General features: G+C 65.0%; 26 protein-coding genes. 13 read left to right on the top strand and 13 right to left on the bottom strand.

The window, feature by feature from the left end:
* Positions 1-55 precede the first annotated feature (55 nt).
* Positions 56-325 carry a translation initiation factor IF-1 gene (infA, locus tag LDZ24_RS16110; RefSeq protein ID WP_175941889.1) on the top strand — a complete coding sequence of 90 codons (270 nt, stop codon included), beginning with the start codon at positions 56-58 and terminating at the stop codon, positions 323-325.
* 22 nt (positions 326-347) lie between these two features.
* Here the strand turns inward: infA and LDZ24_RS16105 are convergent, their stop codons facing one another.
* Genes LDZ24_RS16105 through zwf form a run of 3 tightly spaced genes read right to left on the bottom strand, consistent with a single transcriptional unit; the run spans position 348 to position 3,632 of the window.
* Positions 348-1,229, bottom strand: a complete 882-nt coding sequence (locus tag LDZ24_RS16105) for an HAD family hydrolase (protein ID WP_248323199.1) — start codon at positions 1,227-1,229, stop codon at positions 348-350.
* Positions 1,226-2,050, bottom strand: a complete 825-nt coding sequence (locus LDZ24_RS16100; RefSeq protein WP_248323198.1) for an ROK family protein — start codon at positions 2,048-2,050, stop codon at positions 1,226-1,228. The genes LDZ24_RS16105 and LDZ24_RS16100 overlap by 4 nt, the downstream gene beginning before the upstream one ends.
* 25 nt (positions 2,051-2,075) lie before the next feature.
* Complete coding sequence (gene zwf / locus LDZ24_RS16095) at positions 2,076-3,632, bottom strand: glucose-6-phosphate dehydrogenase (RefSeq protein WP_248323197.1); 1,557 nt, start codon at positions 3,630-3,632, stop codon at positions 2,076-2,078.
* A 173-nt stretch (positions 3,633-3,805) separates the two neighbouring features.
* Here zwf and LDZ24_RS16090 point away from each other — a divergent pair, with 173 nt between their 5' ends.
* From LDZ24_RS16090 to LDZ24_RS16065, 6 genes are all read left to right on the top strand, one after another.
* The gene (locus LDZ24_RS16090) at positions 3,806-4,681 is read left to right on the top strand and encodes an arylamine N-acetyltransferase (RefSeq protein ID WP_248323196.1); all 876 of its coding nucleotides are present in this window, start codon (positions 3,806-3,808) and stop codon (positions 4,679-4,681) included.
* Positions 4,682-4,693: 12 nt separating this feature from the next.
* On the top strand, positions 4,694-6,400 hold the full coding sequence (locus tag LDZ24_RS16085; protein WP_248323195.1) for a penicillin-binding protein 2: 1,707 nt from the start codon (positions 4,694-4,696) through the stop codon (positions 6,398-6,400).
* Between the two features lie 131 nt (positions 6,401-6,531).
* Positions 6,532-6,864: a hypothetical protein gene (locus LDZ24_RS16080; RefSeq protein ID WP_175941900.1), complete on the top strand. Its 333-nt coding sequence runs from the start codon at positions 6,532-6,534 to the stop codon at positions 6,862-6,864.
* Positions 6,865-6,882: 18 nt separating this feature from the next.
* Positions 6,883-7,173 (top strand): hypothetical protein, encoded by a 291-nt coding sequence (locus LDZ24_RS16075; protein WP_248323194.1) that lies wholly within the window; start codon positions 6,883-6,885, stop codon positions 7,171-7,173.
* A 312-nt stretch (positions 7,174-7,485) separates the two neighbouring features.
* Positions 7,486-7,788, top strand: coding sequence for a hypothetical protein (locus LDZ24_RS16070; RefSeq protein ID WP_248323193.1), 303 nt, complete (start codon positions 7,486-7,488; stop codon positions 7,786-7,788).
* Positions 7,789-7,952: 164 nt separating this feature from the next.
* Positions 7,953-8,255, top strand: a complete 303-nt coding sequence (locus tag LDZ24_RS16065) for a beta-xylosidase (RefSeq protein WP_248323192.1) — start codon at positions 7,953-7,955, stop codon at positions 8,253-8,255.
* A 21-nt stretch (positions 8,256-8,276) separates the two neighbouring features.
* Here LDZ24_RS16065 and LDZ24_RS16060 read toward each other — a convergent pair whose 3' ends face one another.
* The gene (locus tag LDZ24_RS16060) at positions 8,277-9,152 is read right to left on the bottom strand and encodes a formate/nitrite transporter family protein (RefSeq protein WP_248323191.1); all 876 of its coding nucleotides are present in this window, start codon (positions 9,150-9,152) and stop codon (positions 8,277-8,279) included.
* Between the two features lie 119 nt (positions 9,153-9,271).
* The gene (locus tag LDZ24_RS16055) at positions 9,272-10,315 is read right to left on the bottom strand and encodes a HoxN/HupN/NixA family nickel/cobalt transporter (RefSeq protein WP_248323190.1); all 1,044 of its coding nucleotides are present in this window, start codon (positions 10,313-10,315) and stop codon (positions 9,272-9,274) included.
* A gap of 250 nt (positions 10,316-10,565) precedes the next feature.
* On the opposite strand from LDZ24_RS16055, the gene LDZ24_RS16050 reads away from it, so the two are divergent.
* From LDZ24_RS16050 to LDZ24_RS16035, 4 genes are all read left to right on the top strand, one after another.
* The gene (locus LDZ24_RS16050; RefSeq protein ID WP_248323189.1) at positions 10,566-11,576 is read left to right on the top strand and encodes a fatty acid desaturase; all 1,011 of its coding nucleotides are present in this window, start codon (positions 10,566-10,568) and stop codon (positions 11,574-11,576) included.
* 127 nt (positions 11,577-11,703) lie between these two features.
* Positions 11,704-12,531 (top strand): phosphate/phosphite/phosphonate ABC transporter substrate-binding protein, encoded by an 828-nt coding sequence (locus tag LDZ24_RS16045; protein ID WP_248323188.1) that lies wholly within the window; start codon positions 11,704-11,706, stop codon positions 12,529-12,531.
* Positions 12,532-12,695: 164 nt separating this feature from the next.
* Positions 12,696-13,691: a luciferase-like monooxygenase gene (locus LDZ24_RS16040; protein WP_248323187.1), complete on the top strand. Its 996-nt coding sequence runs from the start codon at positions 12,696-12,698 to the stop codon at positions 13,689-13,691.
* A 224-nt stretch (positions 13,692-13,915) separates the two neighbouring features.
* The gene (locus LDZ24_RS16035) at positions 13,916-14,161 is read left to right on the top strand and encodes a hypothetical protein (protein ID WP_175941917.1); all 246 of its coding nucleotides are present in this window, start codon (positions 13,916-13,918) and stop codon (positions 14,159-14,161) included.
* A gap of 296 nt (positions 14,162-14,457) precedes the next feature.
* Here the strand turns inward: LDZ24_RS16035 and LDZ24_RS28140 are convergent, their stop codons facing one another.
* Positions 14,458-14,805: a hypothetical protein gene (locus LDZ24_RS28140; RefSeq protein ID WP_371747451.1), complete on the bottom strand. Its 348-nt coding sequence runs from the start codon at positions 14,803-14,805 to the stop codon at positions 14,458-14,460.
* 512 nt (positions 14,806-15,317) lie between these two features.
* Here LDZ24_RS28140 and LDZ24_RS16025 point away from each other — a divergent pair.
* Positions 15,318-15,722 (top strand): helix-turn-helix domain-containing protein, encoded by a 405-nt coding sequence (locus LDZ24_RS16025; protein ID WP_175941921.1) that lies wholly within the window; start codon positions 15,318-15,320, stop codon positions 15,720-15,722.
* Between the two features lie 56 nt (positions 15,723-15,778).
* Here LDZ24_RS16025 and rhaS read toward each other — a convergent pair whose 3' ends face one another.
* From rhaS to LDZ24_RS15995, 6 genes are all read right to left on the bottom strand, one after another.
* Positions 15,779-16,792 (bottom strand): rhamnose ABC transporter substrate-binding protein, encoded by a 1,014-nt coding sequence (rhaS, locus tag LDZ24_RS16020; RefSeq protein ID WP_248323186.1) that lies wholly within the window; start codon positions 16,790-16,792, stop codon positions 15,779-15,781.
* 109 nt (positions 16,793-16,901) lie between these two features.
* Positions 16,902-17,906, bottom strand: a complete 1,005-nt coding sequence (locus LDZ24_RS16015) for an ABC transporter permease (RefSeq protein ID WP_248323185.1) — start codon at positions 17,904-17,906, stop codon at positions 16,902-16,904.
* Positions 17,899-18,939: an ABC transporter permease gene (locus LDZ24_RS16010; RefSeq protein ID WP_371747463.1), complete on the bottom strand. Its 1,041-nt coding sequence runs from the start codon at positions 18,937-18,939 to the stop codon at positions 17,899-17,901. Before LDZ24_RS16010 ends, LDZ24_RS16015 begins: the two co-directional genes overlap by 8 nt.
* Positions 18,939-20,450, bottom strand: a complete 1,512-nt coding sequence (locus tag LDZ24_RS16005; RefSeq protein WP_248323184.1) for a sugar ABC transporter ATP-binding protein — start codon at positions 20,448-20,450, stop codon at positions 18,939-18,941. Before LDZ24_RS16005 ends, LDZ24_RS16010 begins: the two co-directional genes overlap by 1 nt.
* A gap of 14 nt (positions 20,451-20,464) precedes the next feature.
* The gene (locus LDZ24_RS16000) at positions 20,465-21,355 is read right to left on the bottom strand and encodes an amidohydrolase (protein ID WP_248323183.1); all 891 of its coding nucleotides are present in this window, start codon (positions 21,353-21,355) and stop codon (positions 20,465-20,467) included.
* A 27-nt stretch (positions 21,356-21,382) separates the two neighbouring features.
* Positions 21,383-21,697 (bottom strand): L-rhamnose mutarotase, encoded by a 315-nt coding sequence (locus tag LDZ24_RS15995; RefSeq protein WP_248323182.1) that lies wholly within the window; start codon positions 21,695-21,697, stop codon positions 21,383-21,385.
* 165 nt (positions 21,698-21,862) lie between these two features.
* On the opposite strand from LDZ24_RS15995, the gene LDZ24_RS15990 reads away from it, so the two are divergent.
* On the top strand, positions 21,863-22,819 hold the full coding sequence (locus LDZ24_RS15990; protein WP_248323181.1) for a LysR family transcriptional regulator: 957 nt from the start codon (positions 21,863-21,865) through the stop codon (positions 22,817-22,819).
* Here LDZ24_RS15990 and LDZ24_RS15985 read toward each other — a convergent pair.
* Positions 22,806-23,588 (bottom strand): SDR family NAD(P)-dependent oxidoreductase, encoded by a 783-nt coding sequence (locus tag LDZ24_RS15985; protein WP_248323180.1) that lies wholly within the window; start codon positions 23,586-23,588, stop codon positions 22,806-22,808. The genes LDZ24_RS15990 and LDZ24_RS15985 overlap by 14 nt on opposite strands.
* Between the last annotated feature and the right edge of the window lie 7 nt (positions 23,589-23,595).

Genomic DNA, 23,595 nt, shown 5'->3' with positions numbered 1-23,595 from the left:
CCGTTGCGTGGCGTCGAGCGGCGCGGCACCCACTATTACTTGAACAGGAGCTCAAATGGCGAAAGAAGAACTGATCGAACTCGACGGTATCGTTGACGAAGTGCTTCCCGACAGCCGCTATCGCGTGACGCTGGACAATGGCGTCGTCGTCGGCGCGTATGCCTCGGGCCGCATGCGCAAGAACCACATCCGCATTCTGGCCGGCGACCGCGTGACGCTGGAGATGTCGGTGTATGACATGACGAAGGGCCGCATCAACTTCCGTCACAAAGACGAACGCGCAAGCGGCGGCGGTGCAGCCCGCGCGCCGATGCGCCGCCGTTAAACCAGCCATATCACGCTACACGCTACAACCCACGCGCCGACAAGAGCGCGTTGATTCCCACCGCGAAGCCGTCCTCGTCGTTCGTCGACGAGACGAGGCTCGCGCGTCGTTGCACCGCCTCCGACGCCTGTCCCATCGCAATCGACGTCCCCGCAATCTCGAACATCGCGATATCGTTGGTCATGTCGCCGAGCACGGCCACGCGCTCGAGCGGCACGTTCCGGCGCTTCGCCAGTTCGCGCACCGCGTCGCCCTTATTGGCGAGCAGATGCGTGATGTCGAGGTAATAGCTCTGCGAGCGCGCCGCGTTCGCGCGCCCTTCGAGTTGAGTCTGCAACTGCGCTTCCACGCGTTCGAGCAGCGGCGCGTCCGCCGTCGAACCGACGATCTTGTCGACGGCATCCAGATCCACATCGTCGAAACGCTGCACGAGCACGCCGTCATAGCCGACCGTGCGCCGTTCGCGCGGCACATACGCGCCGTCGGGATTGGTCAGATACCACACGTCGCCGACGAACACCCACGCATCCACGCCCGCCGACGCGAGCGCCTCCAGCGACGTCTGCACGGCATCGCGCGGCAGCTTGTGCGCGGCGAGCACTTCCCATGTGCCCGGCTGAACGAGATTGCCGCCGTTATACGACGCATACGGCATGTCTACGCCGAGCGTCTCCACGATATAGCGCATGCCCGCGCCCGGCCGGCTGCTCGCGACGGTGAACTCGACGCCCGCTTGCCGCAGCCGCCGCACCGCATCCTTCGCGGGCTCGCTGATCGACTTGTCGGTGTGAAGCAGCGTGCCGTCGCAGTCCGAGACGACGAGTTGGACGTGCGCGAGCGCCTCGAACGCGGCGGCGGCGTCGCCGCTTATGCTGTGCAAACCGAATTGGCCATTGGCATTCATGAAGGCGCTCCTTCGCGCTGGTTGAAGTCGGAGAGTTGGCGAGTCTCGCGAACCGAGCGCGGATGCCACAGCTTCGCGCCGCCCTCGATGCCCGCCGCGTTCGATACGACCGCCACGTTCGGCGGCAACTCGAAGTTCAGATGCGTGGCGTTGCCTCCGCCGATCCAGAGCTTGTCGAAATTGACGAGCGTGTCGAGAATGCCGAGCACCTTCTCGACGCGGCGGTTCCAGCGCTTGTTGCCGACCTTCTCGCGCGCGGCGTTGCCGATGTATTCGTCGTAGGTTCGGCTTTTCGACACCGGATGATGCGCCAGTTCCAGATGCGGCATCAGTTCGCCATCGCGAAAGAGCGCGGTCCCCGCGCCCGTGCCGAGCGTCAGCACGAACTCCAGACCACGACCTTCGATAGCCGCGAGTCCCTGCATTTCGGCATCGTTGATCATGCGCGCCGGCATGCCGCCGAGACGCTGGGCGATCATGTCCGCGAGCGGCACGCGCTGCCAGTATTCGTTGCCAAGATTCGGCGCGGTCAGCACGACGTTATCGCGCACCACGCCAGGAAAGCCGATCGAAATGTGCGTCGGCGGCTCCGCGAGAATCGGCTGTACCAGCGCGACAAGCGTATCGACGACCACGTCGGGCATCGCGGGCTTCGGCGTCGGCACGCGCACGCGCTCGCTCTTCATCTCGCCGTCTTCGGACAGCACCGCGGCCTTCAGCCCCGTCCCGCCGATGTCGATGGCGAGAATGCGGTCCGCCTTCGCCGCGCCCTTCGCGGTGCTCGCGCGCTTTCTTTGCTTCGTTCGAGTGTCCGTGCTCACGCTGGTCATCGTTGTTATCCAGATTTCAGTTCTTCTTGCGGTTGTCGGTCAGCGGCCGCCACGCGCGGCCGTCTTCGGCGAGCAGACGGTCCGCCTCCTCCGGGCCGGCGCTGCCCGCCGCGTAGCCATGCACCGGCAGTTCGCTCTCGGGATGCAGCACGCGATCCACCGCCGCCCACGCCGTCTCGATGCTGTCCGCGCGCTGAAACAGCGTTTCATCGCCGAGCATGCAGTCGTAGAGCAGCGTCTCATAGCCCACGTTCGCGCGCTCGGCGAAGAAGTCGCCGTAATCGAACGACGAGCGCACCGCGCCCATCTGCATGACCGGGCCCGGCACCTTGACGTTGAAGTCGAAGGTCGTGCCGTGCGCCGGGTCGATACGCAGCGTGTAGACGTTCGGCGTCAGCTCGTCGACGGGCGTGTCGCGGAACAGCCGGAACGGAACCGCCTTCAGTTGCACCGATATCTCCGTGCGGCGCTCCGTCAGCCGCTTGCCGGTGCGCAGATAGAACGGCACGCCGGCCCAGCGCCAGTTCTCGATGAACACGCGCGCCGCCGCATACGTTTCGGTGCGGCTGTCCTTCGCGACGCCCGGCTCTTCGCGATAACCCGGTCCCGCCGCGCCGGCTTCATATTGCCCGAACACCACGTCCCGCGCCGAAAGCGGCTTCATCGCGTCGAAGACCTCGGCCTTCTTGTCGCGCACGGCTTCGGCGTCGAAGGAATTGGGCGGTTCCATCGCCACCATGCCGAGTAGCTGAAAGAGATGGTTGGGCACCATGTCGCGGAACGCGCCCGTCTGCTCGTAAAAGCTGCCGCGCCCTTCCACGCCGATGGTCTCCGACGCCGTGATCTGCACGTGATCGATGTATTCGCGCCGCCAGACCGGCTCGAACATGGCGTTCGCGAAGCGCACGGCCAGAATACTCTGCACCGTGTCCTTGCCGAGAAAATGGTCGATGCGATAAATCTGCGATTCCTTCGCATACGCGAGGATGCAGCGGTTGAGCGCCTGCGCCGAAGCCAGGTCGGTGCCGAACGGCTTCTCGATGACGAGCCGCCTGAACGCGCCGTCTTGCTCCGTAAGCAGTCCGGCACGCCCGAGATGTTCCGCGATCGGCGCAAAGAACCGCGCGCTCACGGCGAGATAGAACACGACATTGCGGCTCTTCATCTCGGTGAGACGCGCTTCGAGCCGCGCGAAGGTTTCCTCGTCGTCGAACTCGCCCGCGAAGTATTCGAGCTTGTTCGCGACGCGGTTCCACGCGTCTTCGTTCAGCTTCGACGTATGGAAGGTGCTGGCCTTGTCGGCGGCGAACTTGCGCAGCGACTCGGTGAGTTCTTCGCGCCACGCGGAGGTCTCGCGCTCGCCGTGATTCACGCCGATGATCTGCATGTCGTCGTCGAGCAGGCCGTCGGCGGACAGGTTGTAGAGGGCGGGCATCAGAAGCCGCCGCGTGAGATCGCCGCCCGCGCCGAAGATCACGAGCGTGCACGCAGGCGCGCGGCGCTTCGCTGCGGGCGACGCTGAAGACGGCTTCGAAGCACTTGCCTGACTGCTATTGTCTGCATCATTCGGCATGACGTGGGTGTCCTCATCCGTTGAGCGAAAATGGAAAGACCTTCGGCGACGCGGCACAGTTCAATCGCGCATCGCTTCTTACGGCGCCCGCTTCGTTGTAGGCTATCTGTAATTTTCAGCTTCGCGTGTCGTAGAATGCTTGCGCGACTTCGCAGCACGAGGCCAACATCGACATGACATCACCCGACACGCTCATCGACCTGCCCGCCTACTTCGCACGCATCGGCTTCGGCGGCGGCGACCGGCCCGCGCCCACGCTCGACACGCTGCGCGCGCTGCATCTGCTGCATCCGCAGGCGATACCGTTCGAGAATCTCGACGTGCTGCTCGGCCGTCCGATCCGAATCGATCTCGCCTCGATTCAACGCAAGCTCGTCATGAACCGGCGCGGCGGTTACTGCTACGAACACAATCTGCTTTTCCGCAGCGTACTCGAAGCACTCGGTTTTCGCGTGAAAAGCTACGCGGGCCGCGTGCTGTGGGGCCGCGATGCGTCGGCCATGCCGCCGCGCTCGCACATGCTGCTCGTCGTGGAACTGGACGAAGGCGCGTTCGTCGCGGATGTCGGCTTCGGCGGCATGACGCTTTCCGCGCCGCTCGCGCTGCAAGGCGGTCTGGAGCAGATCACGCCGCACGGCGCGTTCAGGCTGCAACGCATCGACTGGGATGCGGGACTGCCGAACTATCGGATGGAAGCGCTGATCGACGGAACGTGGACGGCCATCTACCGCTTCGACTTCGATCCGCAATACGACATCGACTATGAGATGTCGAACTACTTTGTCTCCACGTATCCGCAGTCGATCTTCGTGCATCACCTGCTGGCGGCGCGGCTCGCGCCGGGGCGCCGCTACGGTCTCTTCGACCAGCGACTGTCGCTGCACGACGAACGCGATGGCACCACGCATCGCGAACTGATCGGCGTAGAAGCGCTTCGGCGCGTGCTGAGCGAGGATCTCGGCATTCGTCTGCCCGATGCAGACGGCTCCATCGCTTCGTCCGATCTCGACGCCGCGCTCGCGCGCCTCGCGCAGTCCGATCCCGCCTGACGCATCGCGCCGATGTTCAAGAGCAATAAAACGCGCGGCCGCCGCGAATTCCATACGCATCATCGCAGCGCCATGCTCGCGCAGAGGCTGCCCGCGTGGCGCTCGACGTTCGTGCTCGCGGGCGTCACCGCCGCGTTCCTCGCGCTCGCCGGGCGCGCGCTGTGGGTGCAGGTGGTCGACCACGCGTTCTATATCGGCGAAGGACAGAAGCGCTACCAGCGAACGCTCGCGCTCGACGCCACCCGCGGGCGCATCGTCGACAGAAACGGCGCGATGCTCGCGGTCAGCCTCGCCACGTACGAGGTCTGGGCGAGCCCGAAGCGTTTCGACGCCGCCCGCGCCGACGACATCGCCAAGCTGCTCGACTTTCCGGCGAGCGAACTCAGCCGCCGCATCGGCACGGATCGCAGCTTCGTCCTGCTCAAGCGCCAGGTGGAGGCAGAGACGGCCGAGCGCATCGCGGAAATCGGTCGCGCGGGCATTACGCTCGTGCCGGACACCAAACGCTTCTATCCCGAAGGCGAATCGGCGGCGCATGTCGTCGGCTTCACGGACAACGAGGATCGCGGGCAGGAAGGCGTGGAGCTTGCCGCGGACGCGCGCCTCGCCGGTTCGGCCGGGCAGCGCGAAGTCATCCGCGACCGGCTCGGGCGCGTGGTGTCGCAGATCGGCGAAACGGAGATGCCGCAGAACGGCGAAACCATCCACCTGACGATCGACCGGCGCATCCAGCAACTCGCGCATTCGCAACTCAAGGCGGCCGTCGCGAAGCATCGGGCGCGCGCGGGCAGCGTCGTCGTGCTGGACGCGAAGAACGGCGAAGTGCTGGCGCTCGCCAATTACCCGAGCTTCGATCCGAACGACCGCCGCCGTCTCACGGGCGAGCAGCTTCGCAACCGCGCGCTTACGGATACCTTCGAGCCGGGGTCGACCATCAAGCCGCTCGTGGCCGCGCTCGCCATCGACCTGGGTCACGTGCGGCCGGACACGCGCATCGACACGAACCCCGGCACGCTGAAGATCGGGCCCAATGTGATTCACGACACGTCGAATCATGGCGTCATCACGGTGTCGGAAGCCGTGCAGATGTCGAGCAACGTGGCGCTGACGCAGCTCGCGCTGAAGATTCCCGCGCGGACCATCTGGGACAAGTACCGCGAATACGGCATCGGACAGGCGCCGGAACTGACGTTCCCCGGCGCGGCCACGGGACGGCTGCGCGCGCCTGAACGCTGGAAGCCGATCGAGCAGGCGACGATGGCCTACGGCTACGGCCTGTCGCTGTCGCTCCTGCAGATCGCGCAAATCTACACGGCGTATGCCGGCGACGGGCGCTTTCATGCCGCGACGCTCATCCACGGCGAAACCCGCCGCCCGGGCGCGCCGGTCGTGCAGCCCGCGACGGCCGCCGCCGTGCGCGACATGCTCGAAGCGGCCACAGGATCGGACGGCACCGGACGCGCCGCCGCGGTCGAAGGTTATCGCGTGGGCGGCAAGACGGGCACCGCGCGCAAGCAAGTCGGGCGGTCGTATGCGGCGAACAAATACCGCGCGTCGTTCGTCGGCATTGCGCCGATGAGCGATCCGCGCGTGATCGTCGCCGTGATGATCGACGAGCCATCGGGCGGCGCTTACTTCGGCGGGACCGTCGCGGGGCCGGTGTTCTCGGGCATCGTCGGGGGGACGTTGCCGCTTCTGGGCGTGCCGCCGGACGCGTGAGCGAGGCGCTGCGCTCAGCCATGTACAGCGCGTGCGGGCGCGGAGGTTGCTGCCATCGACACTGCGCCGAACTGTAAAGACGCTGTGCTCTAATGGAGCGTTCGAATCCACACCCTCATACCGGGAAGATCATGAAGAAACTCGCCGCGGCCCTCGCGCTGCCCCTTCTCATCGCCGCTTGCGGCCGCTTTCATAACGAAGACGCCGGCCAGCCGGAAGTCGAAGCCGCATCGACGCATAACGAAGTTGCGAGCATCGTCCAGTGCATCACCGACGAAGCGAAGAAACACAACGCCACCTACAAGCAGACGGCGATTCCGCAAGGCACCATGCTCGAATTCGGCGACTCGAACGTCGTCAAGGTCCGCTACGACAACGGCGAGACCACCTACCGCTTCTACCCCGGCGAGCGCCACGTGTCGAACATGTGGATCGAAGGCGCGGGCAAGAAGTGCGCGCCGTGAGCGGACGGGCCTAGCATCATGCGCTCGACACGAGCCATCAGCGCCGTCGAACGGCTGAAGACGCGCAGCGGCAATCCGCATTACGCGGCCGTGAGCATGCCGGGCGGCTACTTCTATCTCGTCGAACGCGCGGCCGAAGGCTCGAAGAAGCTGTGCGACCCATTGCCGATGGACGACTTCATCGCGTTCGTCAACGCGCGCGAGCCCGCCAAACCGCGCAAGGTCAGCAAGCTCGACGAAGCGCTCGAAGCGCAGATCGGACGCAGCGGCAAGCGCGCGGAAGAGCCTTCCTCCGACGACGCCGACTAAGCTCGCCGCCCGCCTCTGCATGCTCGGCGTGGCGCGGCGCAGCATCGAAAAAGGCGCCAGCCCCTTGATCAATGTGCGATGACAGACGGAGGCAACAGGCCCCCGTTGCGTACATTTTTGTCAACGGTCGTACCGTTGGCAGCCGCCGAGCAAGACTGCGGATCACGCCTGCCGGTCACGCCCGAACAATTTCAGAAAATGAGCAAGGGCCGCCCGCGACGTTTCAATAGAAAGCGCGTGGGTGAACGGGGTGCCCGTGCGATGGGAGACGCGAGACAGCGTCACGCCGCGCGGCTGAGAGGAAGACCAACAATGAAGAAGAAGAGCGAGACCAAGGGCAGCCTGCTGCCCTCGGCGATGGCGGACGTCGAGTTGCAGCATATCGAACGCGCCGTGGCGCAGCTTCGCGCGATGAAGAGCCAGTCGTCCGGAACGCTCAACGTCGAATACTGGCGCGAGCGACTCGCGGCCGTCGTCAGCGGCTATGCGCTCGTGCCCGCGCAGAAGCAGCGCATTCAGGCGCTGCGCGCCGCGCTCGACGCCGTCCACATTCATCCGCGCGACGGCGGCAGCCGCAAAAGGTCGACCAATAGGCTTTGGGCGAAAGCGGCCTGACCGCCGCTTTCGCCACTCGCGCCACGTGCGCGACGCTCATCGCCCGCACGGTCCGGCCGGCGGGCGCGCAGGCTCGCAGCGAGAGGCTTGAGCCGACACGGCGGAGACGCTTCTCAGGCATCGTTCGTGCTCGGCTCTTGGCTCACGAACTGCATGGAGACCTCATGTCCGCATCACGCAAACGAATCGCCGCCACGCTGCTCGCGGGCTTCGCCGCCGCAACCAGCGTGTGCGCCAGCGCGCAGATCACGAAACCGGAAGGCTCGGATCAGCAGGAGAACCGCACGTCCGATTCGACCGCGCGGGCCAATCCGTCCGGCGTCGCAGTGCATGAGACGCAGAAGCCGCAGTCGAAGGACGCGGCGGGCGCATCGCGCGGGCCGACCGTCGGCAAGGAACACTCGACGAACGGCGCGGGCGGCTTCAACAACGGGCTGTACGGCACCGGCGCGGGCAACAACAAGTAGCGCGCCGCGCCGTACGTCGGCTTAATCCGCGTTCTGCGCCGTGCCGTTGATTTCCGGCGCGATGGCGGCGTGATTCACAATCGCCACGAGCGACACGCCGCCGAGAATATTCCCGATGAGCGTCGGCACGAGGAACACGAGGAAGTAGTCGGAAAGGCTGGCCGCGCCCGACATCACCCCATAAGCCGCTTCGACGGACCCCGCGATCACGTGCGAGAGCTTCGCGACCGCGACCGTGTACGTGACGAGCAGAATCGTGAGCAGACGCGCCGATCTCGCGCTTGGCAGCAACCAGACCATCAACGCAATCAGCCAGCCCGCGAACAACGCCCGCGCCAAGGTCACGCCGAAGCTGCCGGCATACGGCGCCTTCGCCACCTTGGCGAGCGCCTCGGTCACTTCAGGCGAGAACACGCCGGGAAGTTGCAGCAGGCCCGCGAAGATCGCTGTGCCGATCAGATTGAACACCAGCACGATGATCCACAGGCGCAAGGTCTTGGCGACCGTCTTCATGTCGCGGCGCGTGAGGACGGGCAACACCGCCGTCAGCGTACTTTCCGTGAAAAGCTGCTGCCGCCCCAGAATGACGAACACGAAGCCGATGGTATAGCCGAGGCTCGTGACGAGGTGGCTCCACTGCGACTCGGGCACCGCGCTTTCCAGTATGGACTGCACGAGAAACGAGAAGCCCATCGACAGGCCGGCGGCGAGCGCGGACCACATCAACGCGGCGAAGGTGCGCTCCATCGCGGCCTCGCCTTCCTCCCGCACGATTTCGTGAATGACGAGCGCGTGTGGCGTGGAATGCTCGGCCGCCTGTTCGCGTTGTGCATCGTCGAGATTCGGTGATTCCGCGCCTGCTGAACCCTCGCGCGAGTTGTCCTGCGTATCTGCCATGGTTGTGTTCTCCCTGAGAGCCGTTCATGCCGAAGCCGACGAACGGCAGGCGCTCATCGACAGCAGAAACGATGCCCGCATCAGGAAAACGAAAGCTGGCGCGAAGGCGAACGTCGAAGCTAGCGCGCGATGCCCGAGTCGAGCGCGTCGTCGGCGGCATCGTAGCCCCGCCACTTGTAGAGCAGCGCGGAGGCCAGCCAGCATGCGGCGAAGAGGCCGATGACTGCATAGCCGAGCGCGCCGAAGTGATCCGAGAGACGCGCGGCGAAGTCCCACAGCCCGCCCTTGAGTTGCAGGCGATCCGCGAGCAGGCCGAGCGCCTCGACGCTGCCGACGAACACCGCGATCACGACCGAGGCCAGCGTCACCGTGAGGTTGTAGTAGAGCTTGCGCACCGGCTTCATGAAGGCCCAGCCGTACGCGCCGACCATCAGCAGGCTGTCGGCGGTATCGATCAGGGACATGCCGGCTGCGAACAGCACAGGGAACACGAGGATCGACCATACCGGCATGCCGCGCGCCGCTTCGGACGCGGCAATGCCCATCAGCCCGATCTCGGTCGCCGTATCGAAGCCGAGGCCGAACAGGAAGCCGAGCGGATACATGTGCCAGCTCTTGCCGATCAGCGCAAAGAGCGGTCGCGCGATGCGCGCGAGCGGGCCGCCTCCGACGACGAGCAGGTCGGCATCGTCGCCGTTCAGCGCGTCGCCGCGGCGCGCGCGCCGGAATGCGCGCCACACGCCGCGCAGCACCACCAGATTCATCGCGGCGATGGCGAACAGGAAAAACGCGGACACCGACGTGCCGATGAGCGCGCCGATCTCGCGGAACGCCGCGAAGCGCGCCTGCACGGCGAGCGCGGTCGCGGCGATGAGCGCGGTCGCAATCATCACGACGGTCGAATGTCCGAGCGAGAAGAACACGCCGACGGAGAGCGGGCGCTCGCCGTGCTGCATCAGCTTGCGCGTGACGTTGTCGATGGCGGCGATGTGATCGGCATCGACGGCATGGCGAAGCCCGAGCGAATACGCGAGCAGCGACGTGCCCATGAGCAGCGGATAGTGACGAAACGCGATGAGCGCCCAGAGCCACGCGAGCACGTTGAACGCGATGAGTCCGGCGAAAAGACGCGCGGAGCGGGCGGAATCGGTGGGTCGGGTCATAGGGCGCGTGGCGGCGAAGAACCGGGGACAGCGTCAGAGAATACCTTGCTTCGGCTCGCGGCCAATAATCGCTTGCGGGGCACCCGGCCGTGTCGCAGAGTACATTGATTCGGCATCCTATTCATTTCATGGGAAAAAGCGCGTGGAAAACCCGCTCCAATTCGCGCTGCGCGAAAAACATAGGCGTATTCGTTCGTTGGGCTTGCGGCGGCACACGGCTAACATGGCCCTTCGCCATTCAGAGCCCGCCATGCCACGCTATCTCGACGACGCCCAACGCGATGCAATCCAGGATCGGCGCGCGTCGTGGCGCTGGCGCAGCGAATGGCCGACGTGGCTCGTGATCATCGCGGTGTACGGCGGCTGGTTCGGCGTCGCGACGAGCGCGCGCACGCTCGGCATGCCGCTCGCGCTCGGGCTGCTGGCGGTGCTGTCGTGCTGGTACATGTCGCTGCAGCACGAGCTGCTGCACGGGCATCCGACGCGCTGGCCGCTCGTCAACATGCTCTTCGGACTAGCGCCGCTCGCCGTGTGGTTTCCCTATGCGGTCTATCGCGCGTCGCACCTGCGTCATCACGACGATGCGCATCTGACCGTCCCCGGCCGCGATCCCGAAAGCTACTACGTGACGCCCGAACAGTGGGCGAGCGCGGGCGTCGTATTGCGTGGCGCGATCGCCGCGCGCAACACGTTCGTGGGACGCGTGCTGATCGGGCCGTGGTTCGCGATCGCCGCGTCGTGGCGGGAAGCGGCTCAGGCCATTATCGATCGCGACTGGCGGATCGTCGCGAGCTGGGTCGCGCATCTCGCCGCGCTCGCGGCGCTCGCGTGGTGGCTCGACACTCGGTGCGGCGTGCCGTGGCGCGCCTTCGCGGGCGTGGGCTATGCGGCGCTCGCGCTTGCTTCGGTGCGATCGTTCCACGAGCATCGCGCGGCGGGCGCGGAACCTGAGCGGACGGTCATCAACGAGGCCGCGTGGCCGTGGCGGCTGCTTTTCCTGAACAACAACTTCCACGCAGTGCACCACGACCTGCCGGGCGTGCCGTGGTTTGCGCTGGCTGCCATCTATCGCGAGCGGCGGGACGCGTATCGGGCGAACAATGGCGGCTTCGTCGCGGAAGGATACGGCGAGTGGTTCCGGCGGTATGCGTTCGCGCGGGCGGTCGCGCCGGTGCATCCGTTCGCGGGCTCGGGCGAGGACGCAGCAGTGCGAACGTTCGGGCATGCGGAAAGCGCGGAGGCGGCTTCGGGCGGCTTGTGACGCGGAATCGGCCGGTTCGTTCGTCTGTTATGTCAGCCGAGACGCCGAGAAAGGCTTAGTCCTTCCATTGAAAGACGCATCGCTGCGAATACCGCTACGATGCGACATCCCCCGCCATTCCCCGACGATGCACTGGACCGCCGCCCTGCCGATGTACAACGTCACGCCCGCGCTCGCCGCCGACTGGCGCGCGTTGCTCGATGCCGTGCACGCCCGCCTCGCCGACACGCTGAGGGCCCGCGGCGATACACTCGGCATGACCGACTCTGTTTCCGATCTGACCGCCTTCTGGCTGCGCGACGACCTGCTGCTCTCCCAGACGTGCGGATATCCGCTGCTGCATGCGCTCGATGATCGCGTGCAGCTCGTCGCCACGCCCGATTTCGATGCGCCCGGCTGCGAAAGCGGCTACGAAAGCGGCGCCTATCGCAGCGTGCTCGTCGCGGGCGCGCATGTGAACGCGGCATCGCTCGCGGACTGCCGCGGGCTGCGCGCGGTCTATAACGACGAAGATTCGAATAGCGGCATGAACCTCTTCCGTCATGCCGTGGCGCCCTTCGCGCAGGGCTCGCGCTTCTTCGCTTCCGTGGCGAAGAGCGGCGGACATCTCGCGTCGCTGCAGGCGGTCGCGATCGATAAAAGCGCGGATATCGCCGCCATCGACTGCGTGACGCTCGCATTCGTGCGCACGCATCGGCCGGAACTGGCGGCCGGCGTGCGCGAACTCGGCGTGACGGCGAGCTCGCCCGCGCTGCCGTTCATTGCGTCCAAGCGCGTGCCTCGCGAAATCGTCGATGCGCTCGCCGCCGCGCTCGGCGATACGGTCGCGCAAGACCCGGCACTCGCGAGCCGGCTGCGGCTCAAAGGCTTCGTGCGCCTCACGCCAGCGGATTACGCGCCGATCCTTCGCTACGAACGCGAAGCGGCGGAGCAAGGATATCCGGTGCTGGCCTAGCGTCGGCGCAGACTCCGCTCAGAATCCTCGGCTCGCGACCGCTTCGGCAGACTTCGCAGACTTTCGGCACAATCGAATATCCAACGCGTGGCCGCGTCGAGGCCGCTCTGCCCATGCGCATGTCGCGCCGCCACGCCATCACGCTGTAGCACGCCAAACTCGCAATGATCCCCTTCTCGCTGCTGGACCTCTCGCCCATTCCGCTCGGCTCCACCGCCGCCGACGCTTTCGCCCATTCGCTCGATCTTGCGCAGCACGCCGAACGCTGGGGCTACCGGCGCTACTGGCTCGCCGAGCATCACAACATGACGGGCATCGCCAGCGCGGCCACGTCGGTGGTGATCGCGCACATCGCGGCAGGCACCAAGACCATTCGCGTCGGCTCGGGCGGCATCATGCTGCCGAATCACGCGCCGCTCGTGATCGCCGAGCAGTTCGGCACGCTCGCCTCGCTGTTTCCGGGCCGCATCGACCTCGGACTCGGGCGCGCGCCCGGCACCGACCAGACGACCGCCCGCGCGCTGCGCCGCGACCTGCAAGGCAGCGCCGATTCGTTCCCCGACGACGTCGTGGAGCTTCAGCGCTACTTCGCCGATCCCGTGGAGGGCCAGCGCGTGCGCGCGGTGCCCGGCGCGGGACTGCATGTGCCGATCTGGCTGCTCGGCTCGTCGCTCTTTTCCGCGCAGCTGGCGGCGGCGCTCGGCCTGCCGTTCGCCTTCGCGTCCCATTTCGCGCCGGATTATCTGATGACCGCGTTGCACGTCTATCGCTCGCAATTCCGGCCGTCCGCCACGCTGGACAAGCCTTACGCGATGGTCGGCGTGAACGTCTTCGCCGCCGACACCGCGGACGAAGCGCGCTTCGCGTTCACATCGCTGCAACAGCAGTTCATCAATCTTCGACGCGGCACGCCGGGACAACTGCCGCCGCCCGTCGAATCCATTGCGTGGACGCCGGCCGAGCGCGCGGGCGTCGAGCACTCGCTGTCGTGCTCGGTGATCGGCGATCGCAGTGACGTCGAAGCCGGGCTGCGCTCGGTCATCGACCAGACGCAGGCGGACGAACTCATCGTCACGGCGCAGATTTTCGATCACGCGGCGCGCCTGCGTTCGTTCGAAATCACGGCCGAGGTCCGCGACGCCATCGCCGCCAACGCCTGAGGGCGCAAACGGGCGCAAGCAGGCGCAAAAACTCGCGCGCTGGACGCCCGCGCATTTGACAGGCAATAATGAGATACCGGAGCGCGCTCGCGCAGGCGCCGCGCTTCGCGTCCGCCGTATCCGCCCTGTTTCGTCCCTGGAGCCCGCACGCCATTCGCTGCGCGCGGCTGGGCGATGCAGCGGAACAACAACAAATGCGTCGCAAGACGGGAGGAAGAATGTCGATGCCGAGAAGCGCAGCCACCGGAGCCATGACGCTCCTGACCGAATTTGACGACACCACCGGCCAGGAAGTGCGCTCGTTGAAGCTCGAACCCGCTGCTGACGGCAAGGCCGTGCTGCTGATCGAGATCGATGAACGCAAACCCGGCATTCATCGCGAAGTCCGTTATGAAATAACGCCGGCGGAACTCATTGCCGCGATTCGCGCGCACGGCGCGGAATTACCGGGAGAACAACATTCGCGTTAAAACTTTTTAAACGCTGCCAAGACCGGCATACAATACAAGTGGAGCGAGCCTTTCGGCCGCCGCCTCGTCGCGGCGGCGCGGCATGCCCCTCTGCGGATCGCGGTTTTCGGCGTGACTTCCCGCGCGCACTCTTGTCGTGCGTCCGTCGCGGTGATCCTCGAGCAAGTGAATGGACCGAACCGGCTCTATTCGGCGAATGCGTCAATGAGTCTGGCGGATTAAAACAGCCTCGCGGTAAATACACCAATTGACGAGCGGCACACACTGCGCCACGCTTGGTAATACATATATTTAAGTCATCGAACCGCCCCGGTCCGCGCGGGGCATGGGTTCGTCTTCTGCAAATCAAAAAGCTGAATCAGGAAAGCCGTGGACGAAAGAAAGCGAGATAGCATCATTGCGTACTTGCGCAGCCGAATGGCCGAATTCGGGATTACCGAAACTGCTCTGGCCGAAGCATTAGCCGAAGCGCAGGCCGCGCCCCCGCCACCGCCCACGTTCACCAGGACCAACGGGAACGCGGCGAATGGCGCGCCGAAACCGCATCGCGCGATGCCGAAATTGCCGTCCGTGCCGGTATCGAACGGCGCGGGTCCGGTTTTCCGAAACGCGAGCGGCGACACGTGGGACGGCGTCGGCGACATGCCCGAATGGTTGAAACGCGCGGTACATGCGGGTCAGGATATCGAGTTCTATCGCGTTTGACGTGTCTGCGAGTCGTGGTCCATGTCCACGACTGAGCAAATCAGTCGCACCATCGAAAACCGACACCCGCAGCGTTGCACGCCGCGCATCATGCGTAGGCCGAATACGCGCGCCGATCCGCCCATAGGCAATTCACGCCCAATATTCAAGCCGAAATATTTTCGGCCATGCGTGTCCATTGCGCCTTAAAACGTTTATTGGTAGCCCACAAGTAGCCGGCCTGGCTTTCGCGGCCGCGCATCCTTTCGCCGTTGAGCACGCCCGATCGAGTTCCGCAGTCTCCCGACAAGGAGCCACGCATGAACGCATACGGACGCCGTGACGCCGCGCCCCGTCTGAACGCGCCCTGCGCTTACCGAGCGCACTCCACGGCGCGCGGCTGCGCCGCCGGGCTGCGCGGCTGACCGGCCGCGCGAGAAAAGCCGCGGACCGCGACCGAGCGACCAGCGCGATGCCGTCCCGCCCCGCCACCCTTCCGAGCGTCGTCCGGCGCATGACCGCCGGGCGCAGACTGCTGGAAGGCGCATCGGTGGAGACGGTCGCGGACGAATTGCACCTCTCGGTGCAGACAGTGCGCCGCTACCGGGCCATCGTGTCGGACGGCGGGCTCGACGCGCTCGCGAAGATGGGCGTCGGTGGGCGCACGTCCGTGCTGGATCGCGCCGCGCTCGACTGGATCGCGGCCGCGTTGCAGAATTCGCCGCGCAAGCACGGCTTTCCGAGCGACGCGTGGACCAATGCGCGTCTGCGCGAACTGATCGAGCGGCGCTTCGGCGTGCGCTTCTCGCGCGTGTATGTCTGGCAGATCGCGACGAATCTTGGCCTCGCGCACCGGCTGTCAAAGTCGCGTCGATAGTTAGGGTTGCTTATCGTATGACGATGGCGGAGCGTGCAGCCGCTCCGCCGCGTCTTTCAAAAATTGAAACGATCGATATTGCTCGCGTCGAACGTGGTCGGCGGCCCGAGAATGACTTCGCCGCTCTTGCCCACGGTACGCTTGCCGAGCTTGCCGGCATCGAACGAATCGCCTTCCTTGCCCGTGATCGTGCCGGAGGCGAGGTTCGCCGCCGCGAACGCCGCGAGATAGCCCAACTGGCCCGGGTCCCACAATTGGAACGCCTGCACGGTGCCGTTCTTGATGAACGCGCGCATCTGGTTCGGCGTGCCGAGGCCCGTCACGACGACCTTGCCCTTGGCCGGCGAACTGGAGATATAGCGCGCCGCCGCGGCAATGCCCACCGATGTCGGCGCGACGATGCCCTTCAGGTTCGGATACGCCTGCAACAAGCCCTGCGTTTCGACGAACGATTTTTGGTCATCGTCGTTGCCGTACGCGATCTTCACGAGCTTCATCTTCGAATATTCGGGCTTCTTCAACTCCTCCTGCATCCATTTGATCCACGTGTTCTGGTTCGTCGCGTTGGGTGTGGCGGAAAGAATCGCGAATTCGCCTTCGCCGCCGATCAGCTTCGACAGCAATTGAATCTGCCCGCGCCCGATGGCCTCGGACTCGGCCTGATTCACGAAGATCTGCCGGCCTTCGGGTGCCGTGTCGGAGTCGAATGTCACGACCTTGATGCCCTGCGACATCGCTTTCTTGAGGTACGGCACGAGCGCGTTGGCATCGTTGGCCGCGATCACGATGGCGTTCTGGCGCTGCGTGATGAGCGTGTTGATATAGCTGACTTGCGACGACGCCCCCGCGTCCGACGGCCCGACGACCTTGCCATCGCCCTTCATCTCCTTGATCGCGGCCATGCCACCATCGTCGGCGATCACCTCATACGGGTTGTTGATCTGCTTCGGCACGAACGCGATCTTGAGGCCGCTTTTCACTTCGGCGGCGCTCGCGGTCAGCGCCACGGCGACGGCCAGGAAGGCCGCCGCGAGCATCGGGCCGCGTGCGAATCGATAGGGCTTTCTCATGTCGGTATGTCTCCTGTCATTGCGCGCAGCCCCTGAAAACAGGCTTCGGCGCGGGTTATCAACGCGGGGTATAACGGTTCGTCATAGGGTCTGCGTCATGAGGTCTGCGTCATGACGTCTGCGTCATCAGGCGTTTCTCGCGTACTGCCCGCCAGCGCGCGACGAGATTCGGTATCAGCACCGACGAAAGCAGCAACGCGCCGGTCACGATGGTGAGCGTTTCGCTCGAAACGTCCGCGAGCGTCAATGCATTGCGCAGCACGCCGATGATGACGAGCGACAGCAGCACGCCGATCATCGAGCCGCGTCCGCCGAAGATGCTCACGCCGCCGAACAGCACCGCGGCGATGACGGACAGCTCGAAGCCTTCGCCGTTGTCGCCGCGCGCGCTCGTGAAGCGCAGCGTATACACGATGCCCGCGAGGGCCGACATCGCGCCCGACATCATGAAGAGCTTGAGCTTCGTCTTGTCGACGTCGATGCCGGAAAACTGCGCGGCTGTCGGGTTCGCGCCGATGGCATAGAGGCTGCGTCCGAAGGGCGTCGCCTGCAACAGAACCGTGAAGACGATGGCGCCCGCGATCACGAGCAGGAACGGCATGGGCAGGAACGTATCGCCGACCGTATTGATGCCGAACGCCGTGTACGATGCGGGGAAATCCGCGATGGCCTGATCGCCGAGCAACACATACGCGAGGCCGCGAAAGAGCGCGAGCGTGCCGATGGTCACGGCAAGCGAAGGAAGGCCGAAGCGCACGATGACGAGCCCGTTCAGCAGCCCCGCGAGCGTGCCCGCGACGAGCACGATGGCGATGACGAGCGGCATCGGCAATCCCATATGCCAGAGCACGCCCATCAGCGCGCTGGATGCGCCGAGCACCGACGCCACCGACAAGTCGATCTCGGCCGCCACGATGACGAGCGTCATCGGCAGCGCGATCAACGCGATCTCGGTGAAATCGGCCAGCATGTTCGAGAGATTGGCCGACGACAGAAACATCGGCGCGAGCACGCGCCCCGCCACGAGCGAGACGACGAGCACGATGACGAGCATCGCTTCCCATTGCAAATGACGGCGCTTCGTGATGGACAAAGCGGAATCCGGTTTAGCCATGATCGCGTTTCCTCATCATGCGGCGCGCGACGGAACGCGCGAGCAACGTATCCAGCGTGATCGCCGCGACGATCAGCGCGCCTTGTATCGCCTGCTGCCAGAAGGGCGACACGCGCAGCACCACCAGCGCGATGTTGATGACGCCGAGCACCAGCGCGCCGAGCGTCGCGCCCGCCACCGTGCCCACGCCGCCCGTGATCGCGACGCTGCCGACGACCGCCGCCGCGACCACTTGCAGTTCGATGCCTTTCGCCGTGCTGGCATCCACCGTGCCGAAACGCGCGAGCCACAGCACGCCCGCAAGTCCCGCAATCCCGCCCGACAGCAAGAAGCCGATCATCACGCGACGGTCCACGCGAATGCCGGCGAGTCGCGCCGCTTCGGGATTCGAGCCGATCGCGTAATGCTCGCGTCCGCCGCGATACTGCTTCAGATACACCGACAGCGCGACCAGCACGACAAGCGCGATCAACACGAGATTCGGCACGCCGAGCAACGAGCCGGTCGCGATTCTCGCGAACGCATCGGGCAGGCTCGTCGCGTTGATCTGTCCGCCGTGGACCCATGCGTAATCCGCGCCGCGCACGATGTATAGCGTCGAAAGCGTGGCAACGAGCGACGGCACGCGGCCGAACGTGACGAGCGCGCCGTTCAATGCACCGATAAGGAGTCCGATACATATTCCGGCGAGCATCGCGACCGCCACGGGCATATGCGGAAACATGACGAACAGGCTGCCGACCGCATAAGCGCTCACGCCGACGATCGACGCCACCGACAGGTCGATGTGCCGCATCAACATCACCATGGTCATGCCCGCCGTCAGCAAGCCGATGATCGACACGTTGAGCAATACGTCGCGCAGATTCTGCAGGTTGAGGAAGTCGGGCTTCACGGCCGCCGTCGCGCCGACGAGCGCGAGCAGCACGACGAAGAGCGTCAGCTCGCGGCTCTTCGCGATGGATGCCGCGAAGCCGTCGCGTTTCTCTTGCGCGGCGGGCATGGCGGGCAAGCTGGGAGAGTGTCGTGTCATCATGCCGCGTGACCCAATGTATGCGCAGGCGCGCCCAATGCCGCGCTCATCACGCGCTCCTCGTTCGCATCGGCGCGGGCGATGTCCGCGCTGATACGGCCTTCGTGCATCACGAGCACGCGGTCCGCCATGCCCAGCACTTCGGGCAGTTCGCTCGATATCATCAACACAGCCATGCCCTCCTTCACGAGTTCCGCGAGCGTGCGATACACCTCGGCCTTCGCGCCCACGTCGATGCCGCGCGTCGGCTCGTCGATGATGAGCACCTTCGGGTTTGTCGCGAGCCACTTGCAGAGCACGACCTTCTGCTGATTGCCACCCGATAGCGTGCCGACGGGCGCATCGAGATCGCTGGCTTTCAGGCGAAGGCGCTTGCCCCAGTCAGCGGCGAGCGAGGCTTCGCTACGCGACGAGATGAGACCGTGCCGCATCAATCGCCCGAGCACGGTCAACGACGCATTGCGCGCGATGGACAGCTCCATCGCGAGTCCTTGCGCGCGCCGGTCCTCGGGCACGAGCGCGAGCCCGGCGCGCACGGCAGCAGCCGGCCTGCCCAGTTCGATCTTGTCGCCGCCGACCTTGACTTCGCCGGCATCGACCGGATCGATGCCGAAGATAGCCCGCGCAACCTCGCTTCTACCCGCGCCGACGAGACCTGCGAGCGCGACGATTTCGCCCGCGCGTACATCGAACGACACGTTCTTGAAGATGCCTTCTCGCGTCAGATTGCGCACGGAAAGACGTACATCCCCCGGCGAAACATCGGCCTTCGGGTAGAACGTATCGAGATCGCGGCCCACCATCTTGCTCACGATGGAATCGATGGTCATGTCCGCGGTCAGCGCGTCGTGAACCTTCATGCCGTCGCGCATGATCGTCATGCGTTGCGTCAGCGCAAAGACCTCATCGAGCCGATGCGTGATGAAGAGCACCGCCGCGTTGCGCTCGCGCAGACCGCGCACGATCGCAAAGAGCCGCTCCACTTCAGGCAACGAAAGCGCGGCGGTCGGCTCGTCCATGATGAGCACGTTCGCATCGAGCGACAGCGCCTTGGCGATCTCGACGACCTGCTGATCCGCGATGGACAACCCGCGCACCAGCCGTTGCGCGCGCATGCTGACGCCGAGCGAGGCGAGCAACGCATCCACTTCGCGATGCATCTCGTCATAGCGGATACGCCCCAGCCGGTCGCGCGGCTGGCGTCCCATGTAGATGTTCTCCGCGATGGACAGATCGGCGAAGAGCGTCGGCTCTTGATAGATGACCGCGATGCCGGCATTGCGTGCTTCGGCGGGATTGGCGAAACGCCGCGCCGCGCCGTCGACCAGCAGCTCGCCTGAATCCGGCTGATAAACGCCCGCGAGCAGCTTGACGAGCGTGGACTTGCCCGCGCCGTTTTCGCCGAGGAGCGCATGCACCTCTCCGGGGAAGAGCTGCAAGCTCGCGTCGCCGAGCGCGCGCACGCGGCCAAATGACTTGCTCGCGTGCCGCATTTCAAGCCTTGGTGTCATCGAACGTCTCCTGCTTAGATGCGGTAAATACGTTCTGCATTCCGAACAAATAATGCTTCGTTCTCGCTCTCGCTGGCGTCCTCGACGATGCGCGCATACGCGTTCCATATCGCCGTGTAAGAGCCGAACAAGCGGTCTACCGGAAAATTCGATGCGAACATGGCGCGCTCGCTGCCGAATGTGTCGATGGTTTCGAGCACGTAAGGACGAAAGCTCTCGACGGTCCATCGATGGTCGAACATCGCGAGACCGCTGATTTTCACCGCGACGTTCGGGCATGCCGCGAGCGCGCGCATCCCTTCACGCCACGCGCGATACCCCGCAGGCGACGCGCGATCCACGAACATGCCCGCGTGATTGACGATGAACTGCGTGTCGGCATGTTCACGCGCAAGCTGCGCGGCATCGGGCATCTGCGATGGATAAAGCTGCAAGTCGAACGACAAACCAAAGCGCCTCAGCAACGCGAAATGCTTGCGCCATTGCGGCTCGTGCATGTAGTGGCGGCCTACGTAGTCGTAAAGCGGGTTGTCATGCACGTTCAGTATCTGGCGAATGCCGCGCGTATTCGCGAACGCTGCGTGTGCTTCGAGCACGCGAGGCGCGTCGTCGCGCGACAGATCCGCGCCCGCGACGATGCCGTTCGGCATGCCGCGCCCTTCGCCGTCCGCGATGCCTTGCAGCCAGCGCGTTTCTTCCACCGGATCGGCGGGATCGTGATTCGCATCGACATGCACGAGCTTGAGCACGTCGATGCCTTCTGCATCACGCAGCAAGTCGGCGAGCAGATAGTCGTGCTGCAACTCGCGCGCATCGCCGACGAAGGAGGTCTGCGGATTGGCGAGCCACGGGTAATGATGCGTGGAAAGGTCCCACAGATGAATATGCGGATCGACAACCTGCATGATGATGTCCTCGCGGCTCGGGCTGATTCACGCAAGATGAAACACGGGCGCAAGCGCAACAGCGACGGGCGCGTTGTCCGCATGCTTCTCCATCAGTTCCGCCATGAAGTCCCACCATCTACGCATGATGGGCAAGTTCGGCAGCGCGTCGGTCGTATGTGTGTCCGCGCGCTTGTATATCGCGAATAGATGACCGGTCGCTTCGTCCAGAAAGATCCAGTAATCGCGGATGCCGGCCGCATGCAACGCATCGGCCAGTTCGGGCCATAGCTCGCGATGGCGCCGTTCGTACTCCTCGCGCATGCCCGGTTTCGGGGTCATGCGAAAAGCCACTGTCTCCATGGCGGCCGCCTTCTTATGTTCGATGCGCCCTGTCTTTGCGTAGAGGCGCGTTATGGCTGCGACTATAATGCGCCGACCGATAGCACGACAATCCGAAAGCAGGATTGGCCGATCGCAAAACCGTATCAGCGGACATCGTTGCGTTGCATCATGCGGGGCTCTTCAATGAACCAGAACGTCTCACAGCTCGCGCTCGTCAATCGCCTCAAATTCAAGCATCTCGCGCTGCTCGTCGCGCTCGACGACACGCGCAATCTTCATCAGGCCGCGGACAACATCAACGTCGCGCAGCCGAGCGCGAGCCGCATGCTCGCGGATATCGAAGAAGCGTTTGGCTTCCAGCTCTTCGACCGCAATGCGCGCGGCATGCATCCGACGCCGCTCGGCACCGCCGCGCTCGCTTACGCGCGCCGCTCGCTGGCGGACCTCACGCGCTTCGCCGACGATCTCGACAACAAGCGGCGCGGCGGTCACGGACAACTGACGGTCGGCGCGATCATGGGCGCGGCGCCCGACGTCCTCGCGATGGCGGTCACCGAACTGAAGTCCGAACGCCCGCTGCTCAACGTGCGCATACTCGGCGAAACGAGCGATCAGGTCGTGCAACTGCTGCATCGCCGCGAAGTGGATCTGGCGCTCGGCCGCCTGACCACGCCGCTACAGCACAACGATTTCGACTTCGAACCGCTCGCCCGCGAAGCCATGCGGCTCGTCGTGCGCGCGAAGCATCCGCTTGCAAGCAAGGCTTCGCTCGAACTGAACATGCTCGTCGGATGGCCGTGGATTCTTCAGCCGATCACGAGTCCCGCGCGCGGTCTCTTCGAGGAAGAACTCGCGCGCGCGGGATTGACCACGCCCGCCGATATCGTCGAATGCGCGTCCATCTTCGCGACGCTGCAACTGCTGCAAAACAGCGACGCCGTCGCGATGCTGCCCGAGTCCGTCGTGCGCGACTATCTGCGCGCGCAACTGCTCGTGGAGTTGCCCGTCGAGATCGGCAAAAGCCTGTCGGGCTTCGGCCTGCTGCGCCGCAAGTTCGAAACGCTGAGCGAGCCGGCCGAGTACTTCATCGCGTTACTGCGCAAATACTCGGCCGTTTCGCTCGCCGTCACTGCAAGTTGACGAAGAGCCCGCCATCGACCAGTAAGGACGCGCCCGTCACATAGCGCGCGCGGTCCGAGGCGAGAAACACCACGCATTGCGCGACATCGTCCGGCGCGCCGAGACGACCGAGCGGAATGCGCTTTTCCATGTAGGCGTGCTTGTCGGCGTCCGACAAGTCTTCGGCGTTCAGGTCCGTCGCGATGGTGCCGGGCATCACCGAATTACACCGGATGCCGTACGGTCCCAGCGCGATGGCGCACGACTGCATAAGCGAATGCACGCCCGCTTTCGTCGGCGTGTAATGCGTCTGCATGCCGCCGCCGACGAGCGCGCTGATCGAACTCGTCGCGACGATCGCGCCGCCCGTGCCTTGCGCCTTCATCTGATTCGCGGCGGCCTGCGTTACATAGAACGCGCCGTTCAGATTCACGGCGACCGTCGTTTCGTACACCGAAGGCGGCATGTCGAGGAAAGCATGAAACGGACAGATGCCCGCGTTGCTCGACAGCACGTCGACGCGCCCGAACGCTTCCACCGCGCGCCGCACCAGTTCGATGCCCGTCTCGCGTTCCGCGACGTTGCCTTCCACTGTAATCGCGCGGCGGCCGAGCGCCTCAATCTCGCCGACGATCGACTCCACCGCCGATGCCTTGCCGTAGGACTGATCGTTGTCGCGCCAGTAATTGATCGCGACGTTCGCGCCTTCGCGCGCGCTCGCCAGCGCAATGGCCCGCCCGATGCCGCGCGAGCCGCCCGTCACGATCACGACTTTGTTCTCTAGCAGCATGGGACGC

This window comes from Caballeronia sp. Sq4a (assembly GCF_023170545.1).
In the GTDB taxonomy this organism is placed as follows: domain Bacteria; phylum Pseudomonadota; class Gammaproteobacteria; order Burkholderiales; family Burkholderiaceae; genus Caballeronia.
This window is presented reverse-complemented; position numbering and strand designations above follow the sequence as displayed.

Excerpts from the sequence above, each read along its gene's own strand:
- LDZ24_RS16080 (WP_175941900.1), top strand. The coding sequence starts at position 6,532 with ATGAAGAAACTCGCCGCGGCCCTCGCGCTGCCCCTTCTCATCGCCGCT.
- LDZ24_RS16090 (WP_248323196.1), top strand. The coding sequence starts at position 3,806 with ATGACATCACCCGACACGCTCATCGACCTGCCCGCCTACTTCGCACGC.
- LDZ24_RS16040 (WP_248323187.1), top strand. The coding sequence starts at position 12,696 with ATGATCCCCTTCTCGCTGCTGGACCTCTCGCCCATTCCGCTCGGCTCC.
- LDZ24_RS16035 (WP_175941917.1), top strand. The coding sequence starts at position 13,916 with ATGCCGAGAAGCGCAGCCACCGGAGCCATGACGCTCCTGACCGAATTT.
- LDZ24_RS15990 (WP_248323181.1), top strand. The coding sequence starts at position 21,863 with ATGAACCAGAACGTCTCACAGCTCGCGCTCGTCAATCGCCTCAAATTC.
- LDZ24_RS15985 (WP_248323180.1), bottom strand. The coding sequence starts at position 23,588 with ATGCTGCTAGAGAACAAAGTCGTGATCGTGACGGGCGGCTCGCGCGGC.
- LDZ24_RS16000 (WP_248323183.1), bottom strand. The coding sequence starts at position 21,355 with ATGCAGGTTGTCGATCCGCATATTCATCTGTGGGACCTTTCCACGCAT.
- LDZ24_RS16005 (WP_248323184.1), bottom strand. The coding sequence starts at position 20,450 with ATGACACCAAGGCTTGAAATGCGGCACGCGAGCAAGTCATTTGGCCGC.
- LDZ24_RS16015 (WP_248323185.1), bottom strand. The coding sequence starts at position 17,906 with ATGGCTAAACCGGATTCCGCTTTGTCCATCACGAAGCGCCGTCATTTG.
- LDZ24_RS16010 (WP_371747463.1), bottom strand. The coding sequence starts at position 18,939 with ATGACACGACACTCTCCCAGCTTGCCCGCCATGCCCGCCGCGCAAGAG.
- LDZ24_RS16055 (WP_248323190.1), bottom strand. The coding sequence starts at position 10,315 with ATGACCCGACCCACCGATTCCGCCCGCTCCGCGCGTCTTTTCGCCGGA.
- LDZ24_RS16070 (WP_248323193.1), top strand. The coding sequence starts at position 7,486 with ATGAAGAAGAAGAGCGAGACCAAGGGCAGCCTGCTGCCCTCGGCGATG.
- LDZ24_RS16060 (WP_248323191.1), bottom strand. The coding sequence starts at position 9,152 with ATGGCAGATACGCAGGACAACTCGCGCGAGGGTTCAGCAGGCGCGGAA.
- LDZ24_RS16105 (WP_248323199.1), bottom strand. The coding sequence starts at position 1,229 with ATGAATGCCAATGGCCAATTCGGTTTGCACAGCATAAGCGGCGACGCC.
- LDZ24_RS16065 (WP_248323192.1), top strand. The coding sequence starts at position 7,953 with ATGTCCGCATCACGCAAACGAATCGCCGCCACGCTGCTCGCGGGCTTC.
- LDZ24_RS15995 (WP_248323182.1), bottom strand. The coding sequence starts at position 21,697 with ATGGAGACAGTGGCTTTTCGCATGACCCCGAAACCGGGCATGCGCGAG.
- LDZ24_RS16025 (WP_175941921.1), top strand. The coding sequence starts at position 15,318 with ATGCCGTCCCGCCCCGCCACCCTTCCGAGCGTCGTCCGGCGCATGACC.
- zwf (WP_248323197.1), bottom strand. The coding sequence starts at position 3,632 with ATGCCGAATGATGCAGACAATAGCAGTCAGGCAAGTGCTTCGAAGCCG.
- LDZ24_RS16085 (WP_248323195.1), top strand. The coding sequence starts at position 4,694 with ATGTTCAAGAGCAATAAAACGCGCGGCCGCCGCGAATTCCATACGCAT.
- infA (WP_175941889.1), top strand. The coding sequence starts at position 56 with ATGGCGAAAGAAGAACTGATCGAACTCGACGGTATCGTTGACGAAGTG.
- rhaS (WP_248323186.1), bottom strand. The coding sequence starts at position 16,792 with ATGAGAAAGCCCTATCGATTCGCACGCGGCCCGATGCTCGCGGCGGCC.
- LDZ24_RS16045 (WP_248323188.1), top strand. The coding sequence starts at position 11,704 with ATGCACTGGACCGCCGCCCTGCCGATGTACAACGTCACGCCCGCGCTC.
- LDZ24_RS16050 (WP_248323189.1), top strand. The coding sequence starts at position 10,566 with ATGCCACGCTATCTCGACGACGCCCAACGCGATGCAATCCAGGATCGG.
- LDZ24_RS28140 (WP_371747451.1), bottom strand. The coding sequence starts at position 14,805 with ATGTCGCCGACGCCGTCCCACGTGTCGCCGCTCGCGTTTCGGAAAACC.
- LDZ24_RS16075 (WP_248323194.1), top strand. The coding sequence starts at position 6,883 with ATGCGCTCGACACGAGCCATCAGCGCCGTCGAACGGCTGAAGACGCGC.